The organism is Enterovibrio sp. FF113, from assembly GCF_041439165.1.
Lineage (GTDB): Bacteria > Pseudomonadota > Gammaproteobacteria > Enterobacterales > Vibrionaceae > Enterovibrio > Enterovibrio norvegicus_A.
Map to the genome: position 1 here is coordinate 84,864 of NZ_JBGONO010000019.1, position 24,956 is coordinate 109,819.

The following is a 24,956-nucleotide window of genomic DNA, read 5'->3' on the forward strand; positions in this document are numbered from 1 at the left end:
TTTTTGATTGTCATTTCGAGGGTTTTACCACTCGTGACTTAATGCCCTTCCAACGCAATATCAGGCGGACACGCTGGTCGCTTTTCTCTTACAGACAACAACAGCAAGGTTAATGCCGCGACACCTGCTAGCATCATCGCAATCATTACTGATTGATAATCTTGCCACTCGGCAATAACACCCACAGTAACGCTCGACATCAGGCTGGCCAATAATATGCCGTTGTTAAATAGCGTCGTAGCGAGCCCCAACTGACGCGGCATTTTATTTTGAATGACCACCATACCCAGACCAGCACTGATACCCACTGCGATACCATTGAGAATCTGAAGAGCATACATTTGCCACAACACTTGTGTACCAAACAACAAGGTGTAGAAAATACATGCTGCTGCTGCGCCAAATACCATCAACCTTTGCGGCGCAACCTTTGCCGCCCAAAGTCCGGCCAACACCATCACGGGAATTTCGACAAACGCGGCAAGACCAAGCAACTGACCCGCAATAGAACCTGCCATTTCCAGCTCTTTTGTCACATAAAGCGGAATCGTGGTCACATACATATTATTCGCCCAGAACAACATAAACACGGCACCTAGATAGAGAGGAACCCCTTCTATTTTTCGCCACTTCTGCTGCGATTCAACGATAGCATCTTGTTTTTCAATTTTGACCGTCGGATACATGAACCACACAATCAGCACGGATATCGCCATCATTGATCCCGCAAACAAGAACGCGCCATTAAAGCCGTATGCGTCTTTGATGATGAACGCGAGCGGCGGGCCGATAACCCACGACAGCGACATCATGGCGCGCATCAATGATAAAAATAACGTGCCATTATCACCAAGATGCTCATCAGCATATTGGCGTCCCATGGTGAAGTTTTGTGGCATTGCCGCAGCGGTAAAGCTAGCAATTAAAACCATCACCAAGAGCGCCAGATAGTAATTTCGGATAAACACAAACAGCGCCATCACGATGATGAATGCCACTTGCGACCACATAATGATTTTGCGTCGATCCCAGCCCTGATCTGACAATTTGGCAATACGTTGTGACACCAACACACCGCTTAAAATTGATACGGCAAGGAATATCCCCATTTGTAATGGCGACGCGTTAAGTCCATCTACGACATAAATCCCTGATAACGGATAGAAAAAGCCACCGCTTAGGCCTGAGAACAGGCTTACCAGCAAGTAACTAAGCGGAGCTTTTTGCGTTAAAAAACGACCATAGTTTTTCATTTATGTCTCTCGCAATAAAATATTACGGTTCTTGATTTGTTTATGAAGCAATTGGAGCAAGTTTAAGGATAAATATGCACTTCATGTGATAGCTATCAAGCAACCACTGATACTATTCATTCATAATCTTCCAACTAGCTGACAAGTTAGCTAGAACTAGCGCTGATATACTCAAGTGGCTTTTCAATAACAGAGAGTGGAGAGGCGAAGTGCGACCAACCATCGAGCGTATCAATAAAGCCGTGAGCCCTTCTTGGCATTTTGTCGATTACCTGTGCGATCATGCGATCACAGGCACGCATTGCGGTTGGCACTATCACAGCGAAATTGAACTCGTGCTTTATCACGACCCTCACAAGGTCTCTCCCGGAAAAACCGTTCTGGATGACTATGTGGGCGAAGCGACTCATGGTTACGCCTACCTTATCGGCCCTGGTTTACCGCACATGGTCACACGATCTTCAACGGCCACGCCCGAACGAGCCAGTAGCTCCCATGTGCTATGGCTTGATCAAGCTTGGCTTCAATCCTTGGTAACAACGGTGCCGGAGCTGTCGTCCGTGAGTGATTTATTGGTACGCGCACACAAGGGAATAAAACTGTCTGCTGCTTGTGCAGACGCATTGTTTCCTTTGATGAATGGCACGCCGCAGCTCAAACCCTCCGCACAATTTTTGCGAGTGGTCGAAATCCTTCTGCTGCTTAGTGAAGATAAAATGGCGCAAGCCGTGACTTCTCGTCCGCTGTGTTTTTACGTCGCGAAAGAAACGCCCGTTATCGACAAGCTGGAAAAAGCGCAGCAGTTTATCGCCGACCATTACAACACGCAAATTTCTGTTGAAGACATCTGTAGGCATCTGCATGTGAGTGAAAGCTCACTCTACCGAATGTTTGAAAAACACTTTGCGGAGAGCTTTTCTGATCACTTAAAAAACTATCGACTCGGCAAGGCATGTGAATGGTTGGTGCGGTCAAATACGTCGGTGTCAGTGGTGGCGGAGCGTGTAGGGTTCACCAATTTGTCGAACTTTAATCGCCAGTTCAAAACGGCAAAAAACATGACGCCGACTGAATTTCGGCGTTTGTTTAGATAATGGAATAGGAAATAGCTACTTCTCGCGACCCGCTCCTGCGCGCCTTACTTTTACCGATAAGACTAAACACATTAGATATAGTTAAACAGCGACAAATCTTTCGTTTTGGAAAACGCTTGCTGCGATGCTTTCAGTGCAAGCAGGTTTTCATTCATGTCGATCACTGCCGTGGAATAATCCAAATCTTCCATCGTACCCAGCGAGCGGTTGAGTACCAATTTGAAATCTTGGTGCATGCTTTCCTGACGATCAAGCGTCGTCAGGCGCGTACCCACTTCGGAGCGGGCTTTGTTCAAATGCTTAAATGCAGCAGAAAATTGCTCTGTGACCTGATGCAGTTCGGCGGTCGCAGACGCATCAAAAATGCTTTCACGGGACAAATCGATGCCTTTTTTAAACGCGTCAAACACATTGAACGTGTCCTGACGTTCTAGCGCTATCGTGTCGCCATCTAACATCTCACCTTCAAAACGCATGGTCAGCGTGCCAAACTCAACGCCAGTTTGAGGATCATACATACCCGTGCTGACCACGTTGCCATTTTGCATCAGTTCATATTGCGTTTGCCCATTAGCGTCAACGTTGAAACTCACCGCATACTCAGAAATATCGGCATTATTGGTGTTCGTTGCGCTGGCCAACAGCAGCAAAGAACCGCTTTCCAACTCATATTCAGGCTGATAATCACCAAATGGATTTTTAATTTCCATGAAGACCTGATCACCCGGATCGCTGGTTTGAACTTCTACCGCAGGGGCAACTTGTGCGGTGCGATGATAACTATCGCCCGCGTAACGAACATCACCTGAGCTGTCTCGATAAAACGGCTGTTTACTAGATTGAGTGCCTGCAAACAAAAAGTTGCCGGACTCATCTTTTGCGTTCACCAAGTTCATGAAGTTGTCGTACAGGCCTTTCAAATCTTGACGGTGTGCGGTTCGATCATCGTCAGACAAAGAACCGTTAATCATTTCCATGGTTTTTCGTTTTGCGCTGTCGGTCAATTGCTCTGCGTCATCAATGGCAATTTCAGCACGAGTTTGACGATTTCGCGCCAGCGTAATGGAATCAACATACTGATCAAGCTGCTTGTCTTGCTGACGGAAATTTTGAATATAAATAGAAGCAACAGGGTCATCACCCGACGTGAGAACACGTTTGCCCGTCGCAAGTTGATCTTGGTTATCCTGCAATTTTACCTGCTGGCGCATCAGGTCATTCGACACTGATTGATAATTGTGAAAACTGGCAATGCGGCTAATCATCACTCACATCCTTATCGGGTTGCATTTAGCAGGGTTTCAAAGGTTTCATTTGCCGCCGTCATAATTCGGGACGACGCCATATATGCGTGCTGGAACTTCATCATGTTGGCTGCTTCTTCATCAAGGTTAACCCCTGATATTTCAGCCACACGTCCTGCCGCAGCGTCGTGCTCTACACGACTAATATCTTCAAGGCGCGCAAATGACGCTTTCTGCACACCCAGATCGGTATTTAGGCCTTCGTAGACGTCGATCAAGCTTGAGCGACCGCCATCCATGACTTTTTGAGTCTGCAATTTTTGCATACGGATCAGGTTGCCGTTTTCACCATCAGCGGCAATCAAGCTCACCGAGAATACATCTTCTGGCGCTGCCCCTTCAGACAGTTCAAACACAGTGCCATTCACATTGACCGGAGACGCTGGCGGATACGCTTGAGGTGCAAGCAAGATATTGCCTTTCATGTCCAGCACCGCAAACTGGGACGCATCAGGAGAAATAGCCACTTGAAATTCTTGTTGAGCGCCCGATTGCAGTACCGTCAAATCCCCCTGACCGGTGATCACAGATTTGGAGCTAACATAGCTTTGCGCGGCAATTTTGGCGGGGTCTTCCATTGTCACACCAATTTGACCCGCAGCCTGACGCACTGGGCGGATCACCACCCGCTCACCGGCACTTAAGCCAACATCGAGCTGAATTTTCAGGCCATCTACGCTAATCGATGGCGGCGTGCCTGTTGGGGTAACAGACATCATATTCTTTTCGGGATCGACTACAGTGTATTGGCTGCCATCATACTTCAACTGATAATCACCGATTTTCAGTTTCGTTAAATCATCGATGTACACTTTCATATCAGCTGTCGATTCTGGACTTTTTATCACGCGATCACGTGCAATGTTGTCACTGTTAAAATCAACAAAGATATTTTCGCCAACAGCGCCACTCAGATCATAGCCCTGATTTTGAAGATCATTAATAGACATCGCAAAACCAGCAGCAAGCCGTCCAAGTTCATCACGCGCCTGCCCCAGTGTCTTATCACGGTACTCGAACATCGCGCCAAGCTTGCCGCGGATGTCGCCGTTATCGATCGGCTTCAGCGCCTTACCTTCTACCAAGGCCAAGCGACGTTTCTGATGATCCGGCACGCCTGGTACAGTTTGAAGTTCACTGGAATGCAGACCCGACACCAAGGTGTGTCCGCTGCCGATAATAACGTTATACAAACCATCGTCACGCTGGTTGACACTCACCTGAGTGAATTCCGACAACTCGTTAATCAATCGTTGGTGACGGTCCAGTAAATCGTTGTCGACAGTCTGGCTTTTCACAATGGCTTTGTGGATATCCACAATTTCTCGGCCAATGTCATTCATACGCGTCAACGTGGCATCAATTTCTACCGAGGTATCCATCTCTTGGGACTGAAGTGCGTTGTTGATATCATTAAGGCCTGCAGCAACAAGACGCGATTTTTCTAACACCACTTTTCGAGCCCCCATGTCACTCGGGCTATCTGTTAAGCCTTTTACCGCGCCGTAAAATTCATTCATGTTTTCCGGAATTTTCTTGGCTGAGTGCGACATCATGTCGTCGAGCATGGTGAGCTGGCCATTTCGAGTAGCCGCGTGAGCTAACGAGGATGTGGTGATATTAAATTCGTTAACGGCAAACTTGTCATAGTTACGCCTAACCGCAGCGGCATGAACCCCTGTGCCCCATTGGTTTGCAGACCAATAGGCAGAATCGTTGGCATGCTGTTCAACGGACTGACGGCTATAGCCTTCAGTGTTCACATTCGAGATGTTGTGACCCGTTGTATTCAGTTGCCGTTGTGCTGTCAAAACGCCCTGAGAACCAAGCGTCAGCAGATCAAACCCCATTCTGCCCCCGTATGCGGAAATGCATAGCCTACAAAAGTGTGTATTAGACTTTTAATTCAAGAATCATGCCATGAAATTATATTGATTCATTTCAATGGGATAACGGAATTTATCAGTACATTAAGTAAGGGGGATGTGCAGGCAGGCAAGAGCTTGCCGTTAGGAGGAAAGCCATGTCCAGAAGCCAAAGGAAAATCGAGGGAGCAAATCAATGCCAGCGAAAGATTTAAGCAGATATAAGGAAATAATCACCATAGAAAACAGCGCAAAGCTGCCCACCAGCAACAAAACGACGCGCCATGCATTCGCCACTTTTTGCTCTGTACGTGAAAGATCTCGACGGTTTCGACCAAAAAGGAACACTAAATAATAGTTCCAGCCAAATCCCCCCATCACGGTTCGAATATCAACAGCATGGCTCGCTTTTCCTCGCGTACCAAACATCATCTTAAGTTGCAGTAACTGAGAGTCAGTGAATGTGGAAGCAACATCTTTGGGGATTTTATCGAGGAAAGCACGAATGAAAGGGTCACGATGAATAGAGCCAGCCTGATTAAGCGATTGTTTTGGTGTTATCTTTTCAGTGCCGGTCAGATCGGTACCTAAGTGCTCGGTATCGGATTGCTTGCCTGATTGTTCCACCATCGGGATACCTTGTCTAGATAGATCGTTAACCAGCGTTATCCCATTAACCAAGGAATTTATTGATCCATTAATCCTTTCACACGATCAAAAACACTGAGTACTTTGTCTGAATATTGCGGATCGGTGGCATACCCTGCCTGATGCAATCCACGAATAAACGTTTCAGGTTCTTCTGTACTTTTCAGTGCCGTTGAATAGCGTGGGTTTTTATTTAGAAAACGCACATAATCATTGAAACTGTCTTCATAGGAAGCATAGGCACGAAATGACGCCATTTCCTGTACGGGGATATCATCATGAAATTCAAGGGTTTGTGTCGCGACCTTATTCCCTTCCCAACGTGGATCTGCTTTGATATTGAAAAGGTTGTGGCTACTGCCTCGCGCATTAGCAATCACTTTTTTACCCCAGCCTGTTTCAAGTGCTGCTTGTGCAATCAAAATCGCAGGGTCAGTGCCCAAAGTTCGAGCGGCTTTTTGTGCATAAGGCGTTAAGCGTGAAACAAATTCATCCGGTGTTTCAAATGGCTTAGGCTGTGTTGCTTTAGGTAACGCGTTTCTTTGCGCCAATATGTGTGGACTTGGCACAAACATATCTTGGGATGAGAAAGCCTTCCTTTCCAGTCCCTCTTGCGCCGCTTTTTGTTCTTCATCTGCCAATGCTGGAGGAAGTGGCGAGATAGGCGCAAGCTGAATGCGATCACTGGCAGTATTGCTACCCGTCTCCATTGGTTCACTACTTTGTGACCCTTTAAACTGCTGGACAATCAAATCAGCCAGACCAAGCGAGCCTTCTCGCGACAAGGCACTGGAAAGTTGTTCATCTGCCATTTGCTGATAGAACTTGGAAGTGCGGTCGTCGACAAGATCAGATTCAAACGCTTCGTTCGCCTGACGCATCGATTTAAATAGCATTTGCGTAAACAAAGCTTCGAATTGTTCTGCCGCTGCACGCATGGCATCGTCTGATTGCTCACCGCTTGCGGCTTTCTGACGCAGTATGTCCAGTCGGCTAATATCGTGGATAAATCCCGTATCTAATGGTGTTTTCATGGCTTAAATCACTATTAGTTGACCGTCAATGGCGCCAGCCTGCTTTAATGCCTGCAAGATGGCCATAAGATCGGAAGGGGCTGCGCCCACACCGTTCACTGCGCGTACGAGATCGTCAAGTGTCACACCAGGCTTGAAGTGGAACATTCGTCCATCTTCTTCTGTTACTTCTAGGCCAGAATCCGGTACTACCACCGTTTCACCGCCTGAGAACGCGCCAGGCTGACTCACTTGTAGGTTTTCCTTGATGGTCACGGTCATGCCACCATGCGTAATGGCCGCAGGGCGTAAGCGAACATTTTGGCCCACCACAATCGTACCGGTGCGACTGTTAACAATGATTTTTGCTGCCGCATCAGCTGGCTGAAACTCGAGATTTTCAACGGTAGAGAGAAAAGCAACACGTTGAGACAAATCCCGAGGGGCGCGCACGCGCACAGACATCGCATCCATCGCAAAGGCCGTGTTTGGCCCTAAAAAGCTATTAATGGAATCAGACATACGCTGAGCGGTCGTAAAATCAGATTCAAACAAATTGAAGGTAATATGGTCACCACGACCAAATGGGCTCGGCACTTCTTGTTCAACTGAGGCACCGTTGGTAATTCGTCCTACCGTAGGGGTATTTCCCACAATCGATGAACCATCAGCGCCTTCTGCGCTAAATCCACCCACAATCAAATTACCTTGGGCAACCGCATACGTTTTTCCATCAAGGCCTTTGAGGAAGGTTTGGACCAATGTGCCGCCACGCAGGCTTTTCGCAGAACCAATAGATGACACCGTAATGTCAATTTTTTGACCCTGCTTAGAAAACGGAGGTAACTCTGCGCTTACCGCTACGGCTGCAACATTCTTGGTTTTTGGTTTGGTACCGGGCGGCAATTGGATGCCGAAGTTTTTCAGCATGGCGTTAAAGCTTTGATCGGTAAAAGGCGTGCTCTCGCCCGTCCCTGCAAGGCCGACCACAAGTCCGTAACCCACTAATTGGTTACTACGCACACCCGCGACTTCCGACACATCTTTAATTCGGGCAGCTTGTGCGACGGGGCTTGCCAAGATGGCAATCAAGAACAGCTTTAACCAATACTTCACGTCAAATCTCCGGCAGCGTATACGTGTTAAAGAACGACATTAAAGAATCGTGCCAACCATCCCTGATCTTGCGTATCTTGTCTGTCACCCGTTCCTGAATACTGAATACGTGCGTTAGAAATACGGGTCGAGGCGACGGTGTTTTCTTGGCTGATATCATCAGGACGAATAGTGCCACTCAAGCGAATGTATTCATCACCCGTGTTCAAGGTAAGCCATTTTTCACCACGAATGATGAGATTGCCGTTCGACAGCACATCAACCACTTCGACTGAAATAGAGCCGCTAATGCTGTTACTCTGATCGGCACTTGTCGAGCCACTGGTTGAATTATCATGACTGGCTGCGTAAGACAGATTGGATTCACCAATAGTGACTTCCTGCCCACCCATCTCTAACGGATCCATGCTCAAATCACTCGATTTTGCCGCATCGCTACTGGCGCTTTTTTTCGCCTGTGTTTTTTCTTCCAGCAAAACAGTGACAATATCGCCGACGCCACGTGGTTTAGTGTCATCGTAAAGATCTTGCGCTTTTACCGAGCTAAATAAAGAGCCCGTCGCCGTTGCATAGTGCTCCGGTTGGCGTGTCGGATGAAGTGGCACCCAGTTTGGGTCGCCGGCAATCGCATCTTCACGATCGCGCAGTAAACCAATCAAACCATCGCCACTCGGCTCAGTGTTACCTTCAACCGCATCAGTGTCTGTCGTGCCTTGCACAATGTCGCTTTGCGCCAACAAGGCTTGTTCGTTTATCAAGCCGCAGCCTGACACGGTGGCTAACACCAAGCTTATGATCAGTAACTTCTTCATCCGGGCTTTACTCCTGTCTTAGCTATCGCTTATAGCTGCTGGGTAACGTAACTCAGCATTTGGTCGACCGATGAAATCACTTTCGAGTTCATTTCATAAACGCGCTGCGCTTCGATCATGTTGACCAGCTCTTCTGTCACATTCACGTTGGACGTTTCCAGCATGGATTGTCGAATGCTGCCTAGACCGTCAATGCCTGGCACACCTTCTTGTGGGTCACCACTCGCGCCTGTCGGTAAGTAGAGGTTTTGACCAATCGGCTCAAGGCCACCAGGGTTGATGAAATCCACGGTCGTGATCTGACCGAGTACTGCATTCGCCGTTTGGCCTCGCAGCCTTGCAGAGACTTCACCGTCGGTGCCGATGGTCACTTGAATCGCATCCGGTGGAACAACGATTTCTGGCTCAATGGAGTAACCTGCACCCGTTGTAACTAGGACGCCTTCGTCGTTCAGTGTGAATTGACCATTACGCTGGTAGCCAATGTTGCCGTCTGGCAGTAGCACTTGGAAAAAACCGTCGCCTTCGATCATCAGATCGAGTGCGTTATTCGTGGTTTGAGCGTTGCCGTTGGTGTGGACACGTTGTGTCGCGACCACTTTTGAGCCGGCACCCAGCATCAAGCCACTTGGCAGCTCTGTATTTTGCGAAGACTGACCACCTGGTTGGTTGATGTTTTGATAAAACAAATCTTCAAATACCGCACGGGATTTTTTGAAACCCACGGTTGAAGCATTCGCCAAGTTGTTGGAAATGTTCGAAATATTCGTCTGTTGTGCGTCTAGGCCGGTTTTACTTACCCATAAAGCTGGATGCATGATAATTCCCTCTTAATTAACCCATGCGCAGCAGAGAATTAGATGCTTGATCCATTTCTTCTGCAGTCTTCATTAGTTTTACTTGCATTTCAAAGTGACGCTGAAGGTCAATAAGCCCTGTCATTTCGCTGACGGCGTTAACGTTACTGCCTTCCAGCGCACCAGTGAGTAGCGTAACGCCAGCATCAGCGTTATACACTGTGCCAGGGTTTACAGGCTTAAACACACCATTCCGGTCTTTGAACATGTCTGCGTTATCTGGGCGAACGAGCTTAATGCGGTCAACTTCTTCCATTGCTTCTGGTGGTGCACCTTGCGGTAAAACAGAGACAGTACCGTCAGTGCCAATTTCGATTTTGGAAACAGGCAGTGGCAAGAAAATCGGTGCTCCCCCTTCGCCAAGGATCAAGTGCCCATGACCATTCTGAAGTAAGCCGGTTTGGTCAACTTTCAGGTTACCCACACGGGTATAGCCTTCTTGACCAGTGCCATCGAGTACCGCCAGCCAACCGTCACCTTTAACAGCAACGTCAAGTTCACGCCCAGTTGTGATGGTCGAGCCTTGTGCAAAGCTATGCCCAGGGCGCTCCGTCATGTTGAACACACGCGTCGGTAAACCTTCACCATAAGCTTGCATGGCACGGGCTTGCTCTAAGTCTGCTCGAAAGCCTGTGGTGCTGACGTTTGCCAAGTTATTGGCACGCAGTTGCAAGGCTTGCATATCTTGTTTGGCGCCACTCATGGCAAGGAATAATGCGCGATCCATTTAGACGTTCTCCTGTCGCTTATGACTTGTATAAAGCAAGAAGAGTGCCAATATGTAATTAGAATATTTTACAATAGGTTAGCGTAAGAAGTGTTCAGTGGAACTCTAGGTGGGAGCTGTATTGAGAAGACTATTAGGAAGACAATTGCCGCTCGAGTGTCGAGCGGCAAAAAAGCTGCAATCAAGAAACAATAACAAAGACGCTAAATTATCGAATTTGCAGAATCGTTTGTTGCATCGAATTGCCCACTTCGAGTGAACGTGAGTTCGCTTGGAAGTTTCGCTGTGCGGTAATTAAGTCCACCAGCTCTTGGGTCATATCAATGTTTGATTGCTCAATGGTACCGCTTTTCACTTTACCAAAGGCACCTTGCATGGCTTCGCCCCAGACTGCCTCACCAGATTGCTGCGTGACCTTCCATTGAGTGTTGCCCGCTTGAGAAAGACCTTGCTGGTTAGATACGCGAACCATGGCTACACGACCAAGTGCGACGTTTTCACCGTTACTGTAGGTCGCCATAATGGTGCCTTTCGGGTCGATATCGACTTTTGCAAGATAACCCGTGGTTGCGCCATCTTCACTAAACTTACGCATTTCAAACGGAGAGGCGTACTGAGTCGGGTCTTCAAAATTGATGGTCAGTGCTTGCGCACCATCAGCACCATTCATTTCAAGGCCTGCACCGTTAGCACCAAGCTCAACAGTTTGGATAGGTTGACCGCCATTGACGTTATTTACCGAACCATCACTGTTAAATTCGAGCGAATGGCCGACATGTCCTGCAGCATTGGTAAATTCACCGGCAGTAAGGCTAACTGGTTTTTCACCCGTTGGATCTGTCGCCGTGTAGTACACCGCCCATTTGTTCGGCGTGACGTTGTCTTTAACGTAATAGGTGGTCAATTTGTAAGGCTGACCCAGGGAGTCAAAGATAGTCGCTGATGTTGCTTTGTTATACGTATCCGGATCTTCTGGATTAAACAAAGCAGGATCTTTTTCTGCGCCGCCCGCAGGCAGGTTTAGACCAATATCAACATTCTCAGACGCACGAGGCTGTCCAAATTGATCAGGAACACTCAACGCTTTAGGCTCAAACGATCCCACTTGCAGTGTTTCGTTGTCCACGTTGTAGCCCAGAAGAAACTGGCCTTCAGAGTTAACAATGTTGTTGTTTTTGTCGAGGTGGAACGCACCGTTACGCGTCAACTGATTGTTCTGCGTCGCGAGGTTGTCATTCGCCACGGCGAAATAACCGTTGCCGCTGATACGTAAATCAAGCGGGTTATTGGTGTAGATGCTTGACCCTTCATGGAACTGTTGCGCCACGATAGAGGTTTGCACACCACTACCTGTCGTTGTTTTCGCATTCGAGAAAATCGAAGCAGAGTAAACATCACCAAATTCAGCGCGCGATTCTTTAAAACCAAAAGTGTTGGCATTCGCAATGTTGTTACTGGTGGTGTTCATGTCTTTTTGAGCTGCCGCTAGGCCACTCAGTGCGATGTTCAATGCCATTGCTGGAACTCCTCTGTCCTTTTAGCTCTTACTCGCGCCGCTGACGCCAGCTTTACCTACTTCAAGCACTTCGGTGAGTTTGACCGGAGATGCATAACCCGCGATGTTTAACATCACATTGCCGTCACCATTGCCCAGTAGGACACTGTTAACGTTGGCATACGTTGAGAGCTCAAGATCTTGTGATTTGCCATCAATGTTGCCGCTTACGTTCATGCTGTAATTGCCTTCCGGCAATGGGTTGCCTGTATCATCTTTTCCATCCCATTCAACGCGATGGTCGCCTGGAGATTTTGCTCCCAGGCTAAAGCTTCTTAGCAATTCGCCTCGGTCATTCTGAATTCGAACAATGACATCGTTCAATGCTTGCGGCAGTTTCACCATCGCAGCAATGCCACCTTCGGCAGTTTTAAAGCCATCATTGCCAGGGACCAATACGTCTTGGCCGACCAATGACGACGCCTGAAGGGCTTGGCTTGATGTCATCGCAGCATTCAATGAACCAAACTGTTCATTCATCTTGCCGATACCATCTACCGTCGCAAACGATGCCATCTGGGCGATCATTTGCTCGTTATCCACGGGTTTGAAAGGGTCTTGGTTCGCAAGCTGCTTCGTCAACAGAGAAAGAAAGTCTTCTTGTTTCAGATCGGTCTGACCGGTGACTTTTTCACCTGTGTCGCCACGCTCCGCACGTTGTTTTTCCTGTAGCGCTTTGAGTTGGTCAATGTAGCTTCCGCCACCTGCTCCACCTGCGCCATCAATCGGATTCATAGTGCCGTCCTCCTACCTTACTTGCCCATCTGTAGTGTACGCATCAGCATTTGTTTGCTGGCTTCTGCGACTTCTACATTGGTTTGATAAGAACGGGATGCCGAAATCATATTGGCCATCTCTTCCATTACGTTGACGTTCGGTTTAAAAATATAACCTTCCGCATTCGCCATCGGGTGATCGGGGTTATATTCCGCGCGAAGTGGTTTTTGGCTTTCTACAATGCCAGCGACACTAACAGGAACACTCGCGCCTTGTTGACCATTGAATCGGTTCAATTCAGCAGCAAAAACAGGGTGGCGGGCTTTATACGTCTCAGCCGCCGAACTGCTGACTGAATTCGCGTTCGCCAAGTTACTGGATGTGGTGTTAAGTCTCACAGACTCTGCACTCATGGCAGAACCCGTTACATTAAACACATTAAATAGACTCATCCATTATTCCCCTTTCAATGCCTTGGACATGTTTTTAAACTTTGACCCAAGGAAATCCAACGACGCTTGATACTCTAATGCGTTTTGCATAAACAGGTTTCGCTCTACTTGCGAATCAACTGTATTGCCATCACCCGTATCAGGCTGGTTTGGAATACGATACATTTTCTGGCCGCTCACTTGCGTAGAGGCAGTAATATGCCGCCCATCCGTTCGACTTAGGCCAATGTTTGCCCCAGAGGTTGCAGCTTTCAGGGCGCGTTCGAAGTCTACATCCTGCGCTTTATAACCCGGTGTATTAGCGTTGGCCAGGTTACTTGCCAAGGTTTCAGCCCTTTGACCACGCACACCGACAGTGTGTTGATGTATACCCAGCGCTTTGTCGAACGATATCGCCATGAGGCAACCTCCTAAACTTTCCTACTTGAATAAAAGCAATAGTGATGCCAACTTTACATTTTGCTAGCCCTGCAGCCACTAAATATATAGCTTTCAATCGATTAGCCATTTTCAGACCAATAAACACAGGGAGAGCTTAGATCGATAGACACAAAAAAAGCGGCAATTTATGTGCCGCTTTTCTAATGAAGCAATGTATTTACCGAATGATAATGCCGTTACTTCAACTTATAGATGATGCCTGGGTTACAGCGAATCATCTCAAAGCGATCGGTCAGACCTGTCAGTGACTCAGATGCGCCCAGCAAAAGATAACCACCTGGGTTCAAGTTGCCCGCCATTTGATTCAACACTTGGGACTTCATCTCTGGCGAGAAGTAGATCAGCACGTTGCGACAGAAGATAATGTCAAACTTACCCAGCATGCTGTAGCTATCCATCAAGTTTTGAGGTTTGAAGGTCACCATGCGTTTAAGCGGATCTTTAACCTTCATTCGGCCTTCGCCCGCATCTTCAAAAAACTGACGCTTACGCTCTGGTGACAACCCTCGGCTTAATGCCAAGTTGTCATAAACGCCCGCTCGACAGTTTTCTAACATGGTGGACGATATGTCAGTCGCTGTAATAGAAACATTACTTAGCAAGCCCGGCTTTTTTGCCTGCACTTCTTGGATTGTCATCGCAATCGAGTAAGGTTCTTGACCTGACGAACTTGCCGCTGACCATATCTTAATCGGGCGCCTGCTTTCAGCCACTTCAGGAAGAAGTTTGTTAGCAAGCACTTCGAAAGGATAGGTGTCACGAAACCACAAGGTCTCATTTGTGGTCATTGCGTCAATGGCTGCAACAGCAAGATCTCTGTTTCTATTTGTTAGAACAAGCTGAAAAAGCTCCGATATTGAAGCCAATTTATAGCGGCTAATTAAAGGGCTAAGTCTGCTTCTCACTAGATACTGCTTGCTGTCACCGAGAACGATGCCACATTTGCCTTCGAGATATTTACAAAAATCTCGATATTCTTGTTCGGTGATCGCTATATTCGTCATGGATTATTTTTCTCGGCCTTTAACCGCGTTTATTACTGCAGCACTTAATTCATCAGGATCAAACTTCGGAATAAATGCATCAGCACCAACTCGCTTAACCATGGCCTCATTGAATACACCGCTGAGCGAGGAGTGCAATACTACATGAAGATCTTTTAGACTCGCATCCTTTTTGATTTCAGTTGTTAAGGTGTATCCGTCCATCTCTGGCATTTCGATATCTGAGATAACCAACGCCAATTTGTCAGTTATATTGCCTTCTTGGGCCATTTCTTGAAGTTTGTTTAATGCATCACGTCCGTCGTGCGCCAAAAGGACTTCATAGCCAATGGTTTCTACTGCACGTTTTACCTGTCGGCGTGCAACACTCGAATCATCAGCCACCAAAACAATGTTAGGCGCGCTGCCACCTTCTTCAAACACCGGTTTTTGCGCCAACACCTCTTCGCTGATCACTTCGTTAACCGGCGAAATCTCGTTCAGGATTTTTTCAACATCCAGGATTTCAACAAGCTCACCCTCAATTTCAGTCACGGCGGTCAAATAGTTTGACTTACCGGTACCTCCAGGTGGCGGCAAAATCGATTCCCAATGCATATTCACAATGCGCTCTACCGAGCCCACTAAGAAAGCTTGCGTGGAACGGTTAAATTCGGAAATGATAATGAAGCGATTTTCTGGGTCTTGAATCGGCATTCCGCCTGTCGCCAAACTCATATCAATGACAGATAAGGTTTGTCCTCGAATATGCGCGACGCCTTTTACTAGCGGATGAAGGTTTGGCATCAGCGTCAGCTTGGGGCACTGGAGTACTTCTTTTACTTTAAACACGTTGATGCCGTAACGCTGCTTACGCATCAAACGAAAGGTCAATAGCTCTAATCGGTTTTGACCCACAAGTTGTGTGCGCTGATTGACCGTATCAAGAATCCCTGACATAAGATAAACTCCATATTGCCCTGTTATTGTTATCGTATTGCAGCAAGCAACGTCGTTGACGGCACACGTTGGCACGCAACTTGAAGGTACACTGCAGCTATTTAATTTTTATACTAACCAATTTGAGACGTATGTGTTATCAACGATTAGCCTGGCTCTTTATCGGCACATTTCTCAGCGGCTTTAGCTCAATTATAGCCGCTGCTCCAACAAGTCAACTTGAAGCAGTGAAAGAAGCTGCAGAGGCGCATGTTCAAACGCTTGTCGCGGTGCCCGAATATGGCAAATTGGAGGTAAGCGCCGGAAATATTGATTCTCGACTCCGTTTGTCCGATTGCCCTTCATCACTTCAAGCTACCGTGCCTGGTCGCCAGTCTTTAAACAAAAGCGTGACGGTCATGGTCAGCTGCAAAGAAGACAATTGGCAAGTTTATGTTCCCGTTCAAATTCGACTGCTCACACCGATTGTGGTCGCGAAACGACCAATGGATCGCGGTGTTATCATTAATCACGATGATTTGATTGTGCAATTGGTAGATTCACGTTTTCAACGAGGCCAGACGTATACGAATGCATCGACTATCGTTGGCTCAAGAATCAAACGTGTGGTTGGAATGGGTGAGCCGATTCAAGGAAACGACATTTGTATGGTCTGTCGAAACGACGTGGTCGTGATAACAGCCAGTGGTAACGGACTGAATCTTATTGCAAAAGGAACAGCATTAAGTGATGGCGCTCTCGGTGAACAAATTAAAATTCGCAACAGCAAATCGAATCGAATTGTGGATGGTACAATTACCTCTGTTGGGCAAGTAATTGTAAAATTCTAGTTTGTTGCAATTAAGTGCTAAAGTTCATATAAGCACGGCCGATACTGTGAGCAACAGAAGGTTCGGACATTTATAAGGCTTTATTATGGCAAGTATCGATCATTTGCGTTCTGGTCAACCCATAAATACGAACAGAACCAATCAAGGCAAGTCACAAAGCAACTCAGTGGAATCTGGCGCGAGTGAAGTGAAAACTCAACGCACCGACGCATTTTCGATGAGTGATGGAAGCAAAGCAATTGGCGCGCTGAATCAGCAGATGGCCAGTGAAAGTCATTTTGACAGTGCTAAAGTAGCCGCCATTAAAACAGCGATTGCTAATGGCTCTTACAAAGTTGATGCCGATCAGCTCGCAGCAAACATTTTAAAACATGAAGATGACTTTCGTGGGATTTAGTGCTTCTTGATGTCTGAGAAAGCGTCCGATTTCGAGCAATTCCTAGAAACGCAGACAGATAATGTCAGTGCGCTTCTTGATGTCATGAAACAAGAAACGTCGGCGATTGCAGCAAGACAATCCCCCGACATTGCGGCAACTGCCAAGCAAAAACTGACGCTGATCCAGCGAATTCAATTATGCGACGCTCAAATTTCCAAATGCCCTGAGTCAACATCTCCTTCTAACGATGCAACGCAAAAAATTGCTGATATAAAAGCCATTCTGGAACAATGCCACCAATTAAATGAAGCCAACGGCATCGCCTTGCAACGCGCCCACCTAAGCATTCATAAGCTTCGCAATCTATTCCAAGAAGCCGCTGGTAAGAATGAAATGACTTACGACAGTGACGGTAAAGCATCAGGTAGTCGCACATTAGGCACTAACGTTAAAGCCTGAACCTTAAGTAAATCCGCCTCAGCTTTCATATCCCAGAAGCATATACTCCCCCTATCTCGAAGACTCCATGCTCGCACCAACCAATATGCCTTTGTCACAGTAATGGTTTCACTCTTTGTAACGCAAACTGCTAAAAACCAAAAAAAGCTGCCATAAGCAGCTTTTGATACCCAAATTCATATTGGATCTAACTATTGAGCGTTAGTTGAATTTACGTTAGAAGATAATCGCATCGTTTCTAGGAACATGATGGGATTCCCCATACTCTTTCATTTTGTTCATTTTCCGAAGATTAAGTTGAAGTTCAGTCACGTAGCTGTCGCCAACTTGATAACTGGCTATCACTTCGGCAGCACGGATTATCCCATCGGAAGCGCCACTCGTACGATCGTGGCCAAGTTGCTGATCATCAACTTGTGTCAAGCCACTCACACGAACCCCATATACTTGCTCCGACAGCTCTTTATAAGCTTCTAGCTTTGATGCTCGCATGGCGCGAAACTGTTTTTCTTCTAACGTATCGCCACGCTGTGCACTGACAGATGCAGTCCCCACAGCAGAAAGGAGTTCGTCTGAACGCATTTGAGTAATTGGCTGACATGCAGTGAGCAGCATCAATATCGCCAGAGATAACCAAGTTTTCATCTTGTCTCCGTGAACCATTAAGGCTTCAAAATTATGGTGTCTGGTAAATGTTTACGTTGATCGCCGCGAATGATCACGCCATCTTCAATCCGCACTTTACGCAATGTATCGATATCCCTGCCAATACGTTCTGCAGGCAGAAAACCTTGCGCTGATGCCACAACCACACGTGATCGCATTCCCACAATACGTGCGTTCACTAATACGCCACCGCCTTGACGAAGCATGGTACCCGTTAACACATAATCGATTTGCTGTTCAGGATTAAGCTCTTTCCAATCACGACTTAGCGAGAAGTCACCATCTTGAGTCACACGAATTGTACCCGTGTTCTTAAAGTCGATAAGGGTAAAGCCACGTCTTTGCATTTGGTAAATCATGCCTTCTGTGACTGAATTACCAAGCCAATTGGTTTGATCCATTTCTTCGATATCAACAAAGGACACGATCGCTAAAGGTGTTCTTGCGGTCAGATAGTTGTTGGTTTCCAATAGCTCTTCTGCAAGACCATCTAGAAAATAATCCAGGGTATGCCTTGGTGTTTGCTGCAACAGAAACTCACTTCCCGCATACGGTTCTTTGCCGTTATATATCGGGTTGTATGCACATGAAGCCGTAGCAAGGCTCAGTAATATCACTATCCAGTTTTTCATCGTTGTCTGGCTCCGGACACATTTTAAGGTTGGCATTGGGCTCAACCGAGAAGAAACAAAGACAAATTCATTGTTTCAACTTTTAGGAACATTATTTGCATCAATGGGGTTATATTTTCGCTGTCATTGTTAACCGCATTGCCGCTTTTCCCGCGATGTTATCTGGTCTAGCAATTATTGTACCTACTATTGGAAGTCAGGGTCATGCGCAAAAAAATTATTACTCCGTTGATCGCCTGTATGGCGCTAGCAAGTGCCACAGCAAACGCTGCATGGTATGAAGTGACAGGTGCCAGTACCATTCTGGAAAGTAAAGACCAAGCAAGAGAGCGCGCATTAGAAGATGCGGTTTATCAAGCGCTCAAATATTCAGGTGCGGATATTGCTGGCCTGGCAGACATTCGCCCCTACTTGGCAGAGTCACGCAGTGACTACCAATTCAGCGGTAATGAAATCCGCCACATACAGGTGCTTGAGACCAAAGACCGTGGTGGCGTCATGAAATTGACGGCTCGTATTGATATCTACCCCGCGGCAAAAGCTTGCCACAAGAACCAATACAAAAAAGGTCTGCTGTTAAGTCGGTTCGATATTGTTTCGCCACAACAAGCGGCACTAGGTGGCATATTTCAATTTGGTGATGACTTCACGGTGCTTCTGCAGCGTCAATTTGAAACTCAGGCTCAAAGTTTTGTTGTTCAAGGAATCACGCCGCATAACGTTTCTCCAACGCAACCTGATATAGCAACAATGATTGCCGAAGACGCTGGCGCGCAATATGTCATGATTGGTTCGATCACCGACATGTCGGCAACCATCGACCAAAAAGTGCTGAGGGATGACAAAACTAATCGACAACTGGCACTGTCCATCGACGTTCTGGATGGAAAATCGGGAGACGTTATTTACCAAAACATCTATCGAGACATCGCAGCTTGGCCGTTTGAGCGACAAAGTAAAGTCGACACCAAGACCGCACGGTTTTGGACTTCCGCTTACGGGGAGATGGCACAGCGAGTCAGTCGCAATATTTTGTTGGATTTGGAAAGTAACCTTTCATGCCGAGCTACCACGCCGGAAGTGATATCAATCAATGGTCAGTCTGGGCAGATCAATGCTGGTCGTGTGCATGGTGTGAAATACGGTGATGAATTGTCACTCTGGCACAATGCGTCGTTTACCGACCAATATGGCGTCAACCGCACGCAACTCAAGAAAAGTGACATGGTATTAACGGTGACACGTGTTTATGACAACTCAGCAGAAATCGCCGTATCCCCGGTTGAGCTCGGACCAAGCATTCAAATTGGTGATATGGTAACCAAACACACGTTATAGCGTCATGAAAACCTTAACCTCAAGATTCTTTTAGGTATACTAACCACCTAGCGCCGCTCAATTCCTCCGCGGCGCTTTGCGCTCCCATAGCTCAACAGGATAGAGCAGTCGCCTCCTAAGCGATCGATCGGGGTTCGAGTCCCTGTGGGAGCGCCATTTCTTATTTACCTCTCGCTATTTCAAACAGCCTTTAATCTTTCAATAATACAAAACGAAAAAAAACGGGCCATAAAGACCCGTTTAGATTTAAGGACAACTAATTGGAGATTAGAAGTACCATTCAGTACCGATACGTACCATGGTGTCGTCACCTTTGTAGCTGCCTTCAGCATCGCTTTGCTGTGCTACGCGCAGGAAGGTGTAAACAGAGTTAAAGCTGTGGCCTACTTCACCAGTAATCGTTTCACGCTTCAAGAACTCGTCTTTCGTTCCGTTAGTTTCACCATCTTGAGATGCGTAACCTAGACGGAAGTTTGTTGCACCCATGTAGTAGTTAGCTTGTAGCGAGAATGCATCGATGTCACGGGTGTTGTAACCGTTGCCAGCACTAGCTGCATCTTTGTCAAACTCACCCGTCTTATAAGCACCAGCAAGCATAACGTTGTCAATTGGACGAATTTCGAAACCAGCGAATAGGTTGTTTGTATCACCCACAGTGTTAGCATCAAAATCTGTGTCAGTTGTATTTTCCATCGCTAGGTGCAACGTCAACATTTCTACCGGATTGATAGAGAAGCTCGCACCGAAGAACTTAGAATCATCTGTGTTTTGACTGCCGTTACCTACTGACGCAGAGAATTTAGCCATGTCACCGATTTTCGCTGAGTCAAAACGAATTTGCTGGCTCTTACGGTCAAAATGGAAACGCTCACCTGCACGCCAGCCGCGGTCAAAAGTCGTACCCATGTTTGAAGCACTGTATGGCCAGTCAACCAATTCATACATTGGAGTCAGCATACGACCGAAGCGCACTTGGCCCCAATCATCACCACGCATACCAACGAAGGTATCACGGTTACCAACTTTCGCACCGTCATCCAGCATCCAGCCAGATTCCATCTGAACAAAAGCTTCTACAGAATCAGTCATAACTTGCGAAGCACGGAAACCAATTCGTGATTCATTCTCAAGAACAAAAGTGCTATCAGTTGTGCCGTAGTCAACAGCAGAGATAGAAACAACACCATACATTTCAACTGAATTTTCGTCAGTTTGCGCAATCACATATGCGCTTGCCGCAGAAGACGCTAAAACTGCGGCTGCTACTGCAGAGCCAATTACAGAACGTTTAAAGAATTTATTCATGGAAAACTCCTAAATAGAAATTATTTCGTTCAATGGTGTCATCACTGCTTAAAGTTGGCCGCCAAGCTGCGATATACATGAACGGTGATTGATTATGTTTATCAACGGCGAGAAGGATAATTTTTTTCTCACCAAATTAAACATCGTTGGAGTTGAACTTTGAAGATGATCAAAGTAAACAACAAAAAAAACATTAACCACTAAAAATCAGTTACTTAAACTAAATGAAACTTAAAAATATAATGTAAAATTTATATTTACAGCCATTTTTATGATGAGATTCACATTGGAATTAAAAGCCAACCCCTTTTTTTTTATTTTTTTTATTTAAGTGATCAGGTTTATTTGACTTGGTTCGCACAAAGAAAATAATAAACAAAAAACAACGAGATCGATCATTAACAAAATAAAAACATACACACCCACCCGACGCATCAATTACGAAAAATTAACGTAACAAAAATAAGGGATCGGGGACATGTCTTTAGAGTAAAGGCATTAAGTATGGGAGTGGCTGAAGAGTCATAAGATTCATGCAATCGCAACAGCAATCGGAGTGATCAAACAGGCGGTAATTTAGCGCCAATGGAGGTGACTCCCCTTCCAAGTAAAAATGCAACAGCCTTATTTATTCACGAAAAATATGATGCTCATCTACATTATGAGAGTGGAGGTATATCTGTATGTCTTTACTAACTTTCAATTTTTCTTGATGATAATGAGGTCAATAATGAAATTCATTTACACTACTTTAGCCGCTTTGTTGTTTTCAGTAAGTATGGGCGCATCAGCTTACGTTCTTGAAGGCAAGCAAGTCGTCGTTCCAAAAGACATCATGCAATACTGTGCGGGTGCTAATAATTTTTGGGTCTGTGTACAAAGCCAAGAAATGTTGCGCGGCGACTAACGTGATTATCGCGTCGGGCAAAAAAAAGGCTGCCCATTTCTGAGCAGCCTTTTATATTTGTCCGTCAAATCACTATGCGTTAGCTTCTCTCGCCGAGATAAAATTCAACGCTTTCGCAATTCTGGTCACCACTTTGTCTTTACCCAACAGTGCCATCACTGCATCGACAGATGGGGATTGACCTTGACCGGTGACCGCAACTCGAAGTGGCATGCCTACCTTACCCATACCAAGTTCTAGATCAGAACAGGTATCAGCAATTAATTGATGCAGGTTTTCCGTTGTCCAATCTTGCAAAGATTCAGCTTTAGACAATGCAAGCTCCAAGGCTTCTTTGGCAACAGGACGAAGATGCTTTTTCGCGGCACCAGCTTCGAACTCTTCAAAATCTTGGTAGAAGTATCGGCTTTGCTCTGCAAGTTCGATGAGCGTGTTACAACGCTCACCAACGAGTTTGATCACCTCTATAATAGAAGGGCCATTGCTGGTATCGATCGATTTAGCGTCTAGATGCCACTGAAGATACTCGGCAACGTACTCAGGCTCAGCAGTCTTAATATAATGATTATTCAACCAAAGTAGCTTGTCTGTATTGAATGCAGATGCTGATTTACTGATTGATTCCAAGCTGAACAGCTTAATCATCTCATCCATAGAGAAGATCTCTTGGTCGCCGTGAGACCAACCAAGGCGAATCAAATAGTTCAACAAGGCTTGCGGCAAGTAACCTTCATCACGATATTGCATCACGCTGACAGCGCCATGGCGTTTAGACAGTTTTGCACCGTCATCGCCCAAAATCATTGAGCAGTGTGCAAATTCAGGAACGGGAGCACCGATAGCTTCGTATATGTTAATTTGACGAGGCGTGTTATTAATGTGATCTTCACCACGAACAACCTGCGTAATCCCCATATCCCAGTCGTCAATAACAACACAAAAATTGTAGGTTGGGCTGCCATCGGTACGACGAATGATCAAATCATCCAGCTCGCTGTTTGCGATTTCAATGTGGCCACGGATTTTGTCGTCAAAAACCACCGTCCCTTCTTTAGGATTGCGGAAACGAATACAGAAAGGCGAACTTTCTGTTGCTTCAGTATTAGCAGCGACAACCTTTGGATGATTAGCGTCGTAGCGAGGCTTGTCGCCAGCAGCCATCTGCTCTTCACGTATCTCATCAAGAAGCGCTTTGGGTGCATAACACTTATAAGCTTTATCTTGGGCAAGCAGTTGGTCAACCACTTCATTGTAACGGTCGAAACGTTTGGTTTGATAATAAGGACCTTCATTCCACTCTAAACCAAGCCACTCCATCCCCTCGAGGATCGCGTCAATAGCCTCTTGTGTAGATCGCTCGATGTCCGTGTCCTCAATACGAAGCACAAACTCACCACCCATGTGTTTAGCGTAAAGCCAAGAGTACAGTGCGGTGCGAGCACCACCTACGTGCAAGAAGCCCGTTGGGCTTGGTGCAAAACGTGTTTTGACCGTCATTTTGCTGCCTTATTTAGTTCAACGTTCCGAATAGGAATTCTACAATTTTGAATGGCACATTGTACCACCATTGTTTAAGCACACAATTGTAGCTTGGATAGGAACAAAAAATAATTTTCTTAGCCGTAGCCCTCATTTTAACTGACATTACCTACCTTATTTCACGTCGCAAACGTAGAATCGAGTCGACGATATTAGGACCGACTGGGGAGCCAGCGGCAAAAAGGAGTTAATGATGTTTAAAAGAACTGTAATCGCAGCTGGTGTACTAGCTACAAGTTCTGTAGCTTTTGCAGATGTCACTATCGACATTCCATCGGGTGTTCAAGTCTTGGTTGAAAATGGTATTGATTCTGACTATTCAAACCTTGGCTTTGATAATCAAGATAAAGTCGTATTGCCAAATGGTGAAAGTCAAATTTTGTTCCGGCTGTCTCATATCGTACGCGAGTCTGGCAGTAAGAAAACCAAGTATAAATCAGTACCATTGGTTGCCACATTCACTGCTGCTGATGCAGCATTGACACTGAAACTACCACGTATCGATACGCTCGATGATGGACGCATGTTTGATAAAAAACCTAGCTTTACGCTAAGTGAAAATGGCAAACCAATAGACATCAAGCAAGACAAACTATCGATTGGTTTTGAGCTTATGCCTGACTACGTGAAAGAAATTGAAAAATACAATCGCGCAAACAACATTGCCAGTTGGCAATCCACAGGCGCAGTTGCAACGGTAGCAGCAACCATTCCGGTAGTGAGCAGCACATCAAACGCTGAAGTATCAAAAGTAACATCAGCCTCAGTATCTCCGGATGCAGGTGTTGATACTGAACAAATGCTAAAGTTTTGGTTCGCACAAGCTGATTCAGAGTCTCAAAAAGCCTTCCTAAGCTGGGCCATCCAAAACGTTAAATAAAACTCGGATTATCAAACGTTAAAAAGCAGCGTAAATCGCTGCTTTTTTCGTTCTTGCAATCGGAGTAGTTATGTTCACATCTCTAAATCATAACTGTCATTTAGTGCCCACTATCTAAACAGCAGTCTACTTTTTTATGATTGACGACGACAAAAAAGAAAGCCCGGCAAAATGAACTGACCCCCAATAGTTGGACGACCAATTATTGGGGGTCTTTTTATGTC

The 24,956-nt window shown here is 46.2% G+C and carries 26 protein-coding genes and 1 tRNA gene; 8 read left to right on the forward strand and 19 right to left on the reverse strand.

The annotated features are described in order from the left end of the window. Nucleotides 1-38: 38 nt before the first annotated feature. A complete protein-coding gene (locus ACED36_RS15765) occupies nucleotides 39-1,253 on the reverse strand; it encodes a sugar efflux transporter (RefSeq protein WP_371733520.1) in 1,215 nt (404 codons plus the stop codon). 209 nt (nucleotides 1,254-1,462) lie between these two features. On the opposite strand from ACED36_RS15765, the gene ACED36_RS15770 reads away from it, so the two are divergent. Next, complete coding sequence (locus tag ACED36_RS15770) at nucleotides 1,463-2,347, forward strand: AraC family transcriptional regulator (protein ID WP_371733521.1); 885 nt, start codon at nucleotides 1,463-1,465, stop codon at nucleotides 2,345-2,347. 71 nt (nucleotides 2,348-2,418) lie between these two features. Here ACED36_RS15770 and flgL read toward each other — a convergent pair whose 3' ends face one another. The 14 genes from flgL to ACED36_RS15840 all read right to left on the reverse strand — a co-directional run bounded on the left by flgL (nucleotide 2,419) and on the right by ACED36_RS15840 (nucleotide 15,797). Next, nucleotides 2,419-3,612 (reverse strand): flagellar hook-associated protein FlgL, encoded by a 1,194-nt coding sequence (gene flgL / locus ACED36_RS15775; RefSeq protein ID WP_016960114.1) that lies wholly within the window; start codon nucleotides 3,610-3,612, stop codon nucleotides 2,419-2,421. A gap of 11 nt (nucleotides 3,613-3,623) precedes the next feature. After that, nucleotides 3,624-5,501 carry a flagellar hook-associated protein FlgK gene (gene flgK, locus ACED36_RS15780; RefSeq protein WP_017004417.1) on the reverse strand — a complete coding sequence of 626 codons (1,878 nt, stop codon included), beginning with the start codon at nucleotides 5,499-5,501 and terminating at the stop codon, nucleotides 3,624-3,626. 159 nt (nucleotides 5,502-5,660) lie between these two features. Then, entirely contained in the window at nucleotides 5,661-6,146 is a 486-nt protein-coding gene (locus ACED36_RS15785) for a hypothetical protein (RefSeq protein ID WP_017004418.1), read from the reverse strand. A 56-nt stretch (nucleotides 6,147-6,202) separates the two neighbouring features. Beyond that, the gene (gene flgJ / locus ACED36_RS15790) at nucleotides 6,203-7,198 is read right to left on the reverse strand and encodes a flagellar assembly peptidoglycan hydrolase FlgJ (protein ID WP_017004419.1); all 996 of its coding nucleotides are present in this window, start codon (nucleotides 7,196-7,198) and stop codon (nucleotides 6,203-6,205) included. 3 nt (nucleotides 7,199-7,201) lie between these two features. Further along, entirely contained in the window at nucleotides 7,202-8,293 is a 1,092-nt protein-coding gene (locus tag ACED36_RS15795; protein WP_016960110.1) for a flagellar basal body P-ring protein FlgI, read from the reverse strand. Nucleotides 8,294-8,319: 26 nt separating this feature from the next. Next, nucleotides 8,320-9,105, reverse strand: coding sequence for a flagellar basal body L-ring protein FlgH (gene flgH / locus ACED36_RS15800; RefSeq protein ID WP_016960109.1), 786 nt, complete (start codon nucleotides 9,103-9,105; stop codon nucleotides 8,320-8,322). 29 nt (nucleotides 9,106-9,134) lie between these two features. Further along, a complete protein-coding gene (gene flgG, locus ACED36_RS15805) occupies nucleotides 9,135-9,923 on the reverse strand; it encodes a flagellar basal-body rod protein FlgG (protein WP_371733522.1) in 789 nt (262 codons plus the stop codon). A gap of 16 nt (nucleotides 9,924-9,939) precedes the next feature. Beyond that, nucleotides 9,940-10,689 carry a flagellar basal body rod protein FlgF gene (locus ACED36_RS15810; protein WP_016960107.1) on the reverse strand — a complete coding sequence of 250 codons (750 nt, stop codon included), beginning with the start codon at nucleotides 10,687-10,689 and terminating at the stop codon, nucleotides 9,940-9,942. A gap of 208 nt (nucleotides 10,690-10,897) precedes the next feature. Continuing rightward, nucleotides 10,898-12,205: a flagellar hook protein FlgE gene (flgE, locus tag ACED36_RS15815; protein ID WP_016960106.1), complete on the reverse strand. Its 1,308-nt coding sequence runs from the start codon at nucleotides 12,203-12,205 to the stop codon at nucleotides 10,898-10,900. Between the two features lie 21 nt (nucleotides 12,206-12,226). Continuing rightward, nucleotides 12,227-12,979, reverse strand: coding sequence for a flagellar hook assembly protein FlgD (locus tag ACED36_RS15820; RefSeq protein ID WP_371733524.1), 753 nt, complete (start codon nucleotides 12,977-12,979; stop codon nucleotides 12,227-12,229). A 17-nt stretch (nucleotides 12,980-12,996) separates the two neighbouring features. Further along, nucleotides 12,997-13,413: a flagellar basal body rod protein FlgC gene (gene flgC / locus ACED36_RS15825; protein WP_016960104.1), complete on the reverse strand. Its 417-nt coding sequence runs from the start codon at nucleotides 13,411-13,413 to the stop codon at nucleotides 12,997-12,999. 3 nt (nucleotides 13,414-13,416) lie between these two features. Next, nucleotides 13,417-13,812 (reverse strand): flagellar basal body rod protein FlgB, encoded by a 396-nt coding sequence (flgB, locus tag ACED36_RS15830; RefSeq protein WP_016960103.1) that lies wholly within the window; start codon nucleotides 13,810-13,812, stop codon nucleotides 13,417-13,419. 218 nt (nucleotides 13,813-14,030) lie between these two features. Then, the gene (locus ACED36_RS15835; RefSeq protein WP_016960102.1) at nucleotides 14,031-14,858 is read right to left on the reverse strand and encodes a protein-glutamate O-methyltransferase CheR; all 828 of its coding nucleotides are present in this window, start codon (nucleotides 14,856-14,858) and stop codon (nucleotides 14,031-14,033) included. Nucleotides 14,859-14,861: 3 nt separating this feature from the next. Then, complete coding sequence (locus ACED36_RS15840; RefSeq protein ID WP_016960101.1) at nucleotides 14,862-15,797, reverse strand: chemotaxis protein CheV; 936 nt, start codon at nucleotides 15,795-15,797, stop codon at nucleotides 14,862-14,864. 68 nt (nucleotides 15,798-15,865) lie between these two features. Here ACED36_RS15840 and flgA point away from each other — a divergent pair, with 68 nt between their 5' ends. The 3 genes from flgA (at nucleotide 15,866) to ACED36_RS15855 (ending at nucleotide 17,465) form a co-directional block, all read left to right on the forward strand. Then, complete coding sequence (gene flgA / locus ACED36_RS15845; protein ID WP_241819221.1) at nucleotides 15,866-16,627, forward strand: flagellar basal body P-ring formation chaperone FlgA; 762 nt, start codon at nucleotides 15,866-15,868, stop codon at nucleotides 16,625-16,627. 85 nt (nucleotides 16,628-16,712) lie between these two features. After that, nucleotides 16,713-17,024 (forward strand): flagellar biosynthesis anti-sigma factor FlgM, encoded by a 312-nt coding sequence (gene flgM, locus ACED36_RS15850; RefSeq protein WP_017004422.1) that lies wholly within the window; start codon nucleotides 16,713-16,715, stop codon nucleotides 17,022-17,024. Nucleotides 17,025-17,033: 9 nt separating this feature from the next. After that, the gene (locus tag ACED36_RS15855) at nucleotides 17,034-17,465 is read left to right on the forward strand and encodes a flagella synthesis protein FlgN (protein WP_016960098.1); all 432 of its coding nucleotides are present in this window, start codon (nucleotides 17,034-17,036) and stop codon (nucleotides 17,463-17,465) included. Nucleotides 17,466-17,681: 216 nt separating this feature from the next. Here ACED36_RS15855 and ACED36_RS15860 read toward each other — a convergent pair whose 3' ends face one another. Further along, the gene (locus tag ACED36_RS15860) at nucleotides 17,682-18,110 is read right to left on the reverse strand and encodes an LPP20 family lipoprotein (RefSeq protein ID WP_016960097.1); all 429 of its coding nucleotides are present in this window, start codon (nucleotides 18,108-18,110) and stop codon (nucleotides 17,682-17,684) included. A gap of 17 nt (nucleotides 18,111-18,127) precedes the next feature. Next, on the reverse strand, nucleotides 18,128-18,763 hold the full coding sequence (locus ACED36_RS15865; RefSeq protein ID WP_016960096.1) for a FlgO family outer membrane protein: 636 nt from the start codon (nucleotides 18,761-18,763) through the stop codon (nucleotides 18,128-18,130). A gap of 204 nt (nucleotides 18,764-18,967) precedes the next feature. Here ACED36_RS15865 and ACED36_RS15870 point away from each other — a divergent pair, with 204 nt between their 5' ends. Together ACED36_RS15870 and ACED36_RS15875 are read left to right on the forward strand one after the other, a co-directional pair. Continuing rightward, nucleotides 18,968-20,101, forward strand: a complete 1,134-nt coding sequence (locus ACED36_RS15870; protein WP_016960095.1) for a flagella assembly protein FlgT — start codon at nucleotides 18,968-18,970, stop codon at nucleotides 20,099-20,101. 80 nt (nucleotides 20,102-20,181) lie between these two features. Continuing rightward, nucleotides 20,182-20,257 (forward strand) — tRNA-Arg (locus tag ACED36_RS15875). Nucleotides 20,258-20,368: 111 nt separating this feature from the next. On the opposite strand, the gene ACED36_RS15880 is transcribed toward ACED36_RS15875, so the two are convergent. Continuing rightward, nucleotides 20,369-21,406 carry a porin gene (locus ACED36_RS15880; protein WP_016960094.1) on the reverse strand — a complete coding sequence of 346 codons (1,038 nt, stop codon included), beginning with the start codon at nucleotides 21,404-21,406 and terminating at the stop codon, nucleotides 20,369-20,371. A 730-nt stretch (nucleotides 21,407-22,136) separates the two neighbouring features. On the opposite strand from ACED36_RS15880, the gene ACED36_RS15885 reads away from it, so the two are divergent. Beyond that, nucleotides 22,137-22,313, forward strand: coding sequence for a hypothetical protein (locus tag ACED36_RS15885; protein ID WP_241819222.1), 177 nt, complete (start codon nucleotides 22,137-22,139; stop codon nucleotides 22,311-22,313). 72 nt (nucleotides 22,314-22,385) lie between these two features. Here ACED36_RS15885 and gltX read toward each other — a convergent pair whose 3' ends face one another. Next, nucleotides 22,386-23,810, reverse strand: coding sequence for a glutamate--tRNA ligase (gene gltX, locus ACED36_RS15890; protein ID WP_016960092.1), 1,425 nt, complete (start codon nucleotides 23,808-23,810; stop codon nucleotides 22,386-22,388). Between the two features lie 235 nt (nucleotides 23,811-24,045). On the opposite strand from gltX, the gene ACED36_RS15895 reads away from it, so the two are divergent. Further along, complete coding sequence (locus ACED36_RS15895) at nucleotides 24,046-24,732, forward strand: DUF2057 domain-containing protein (protein WP_016960091.1); 687 nt, start codon at nucleotides 24,046-24,048, stop codon at nucleotides 24,730-24,732. Nucleotides 24,733-24,956: the final 224 nt, after the last annotated feature.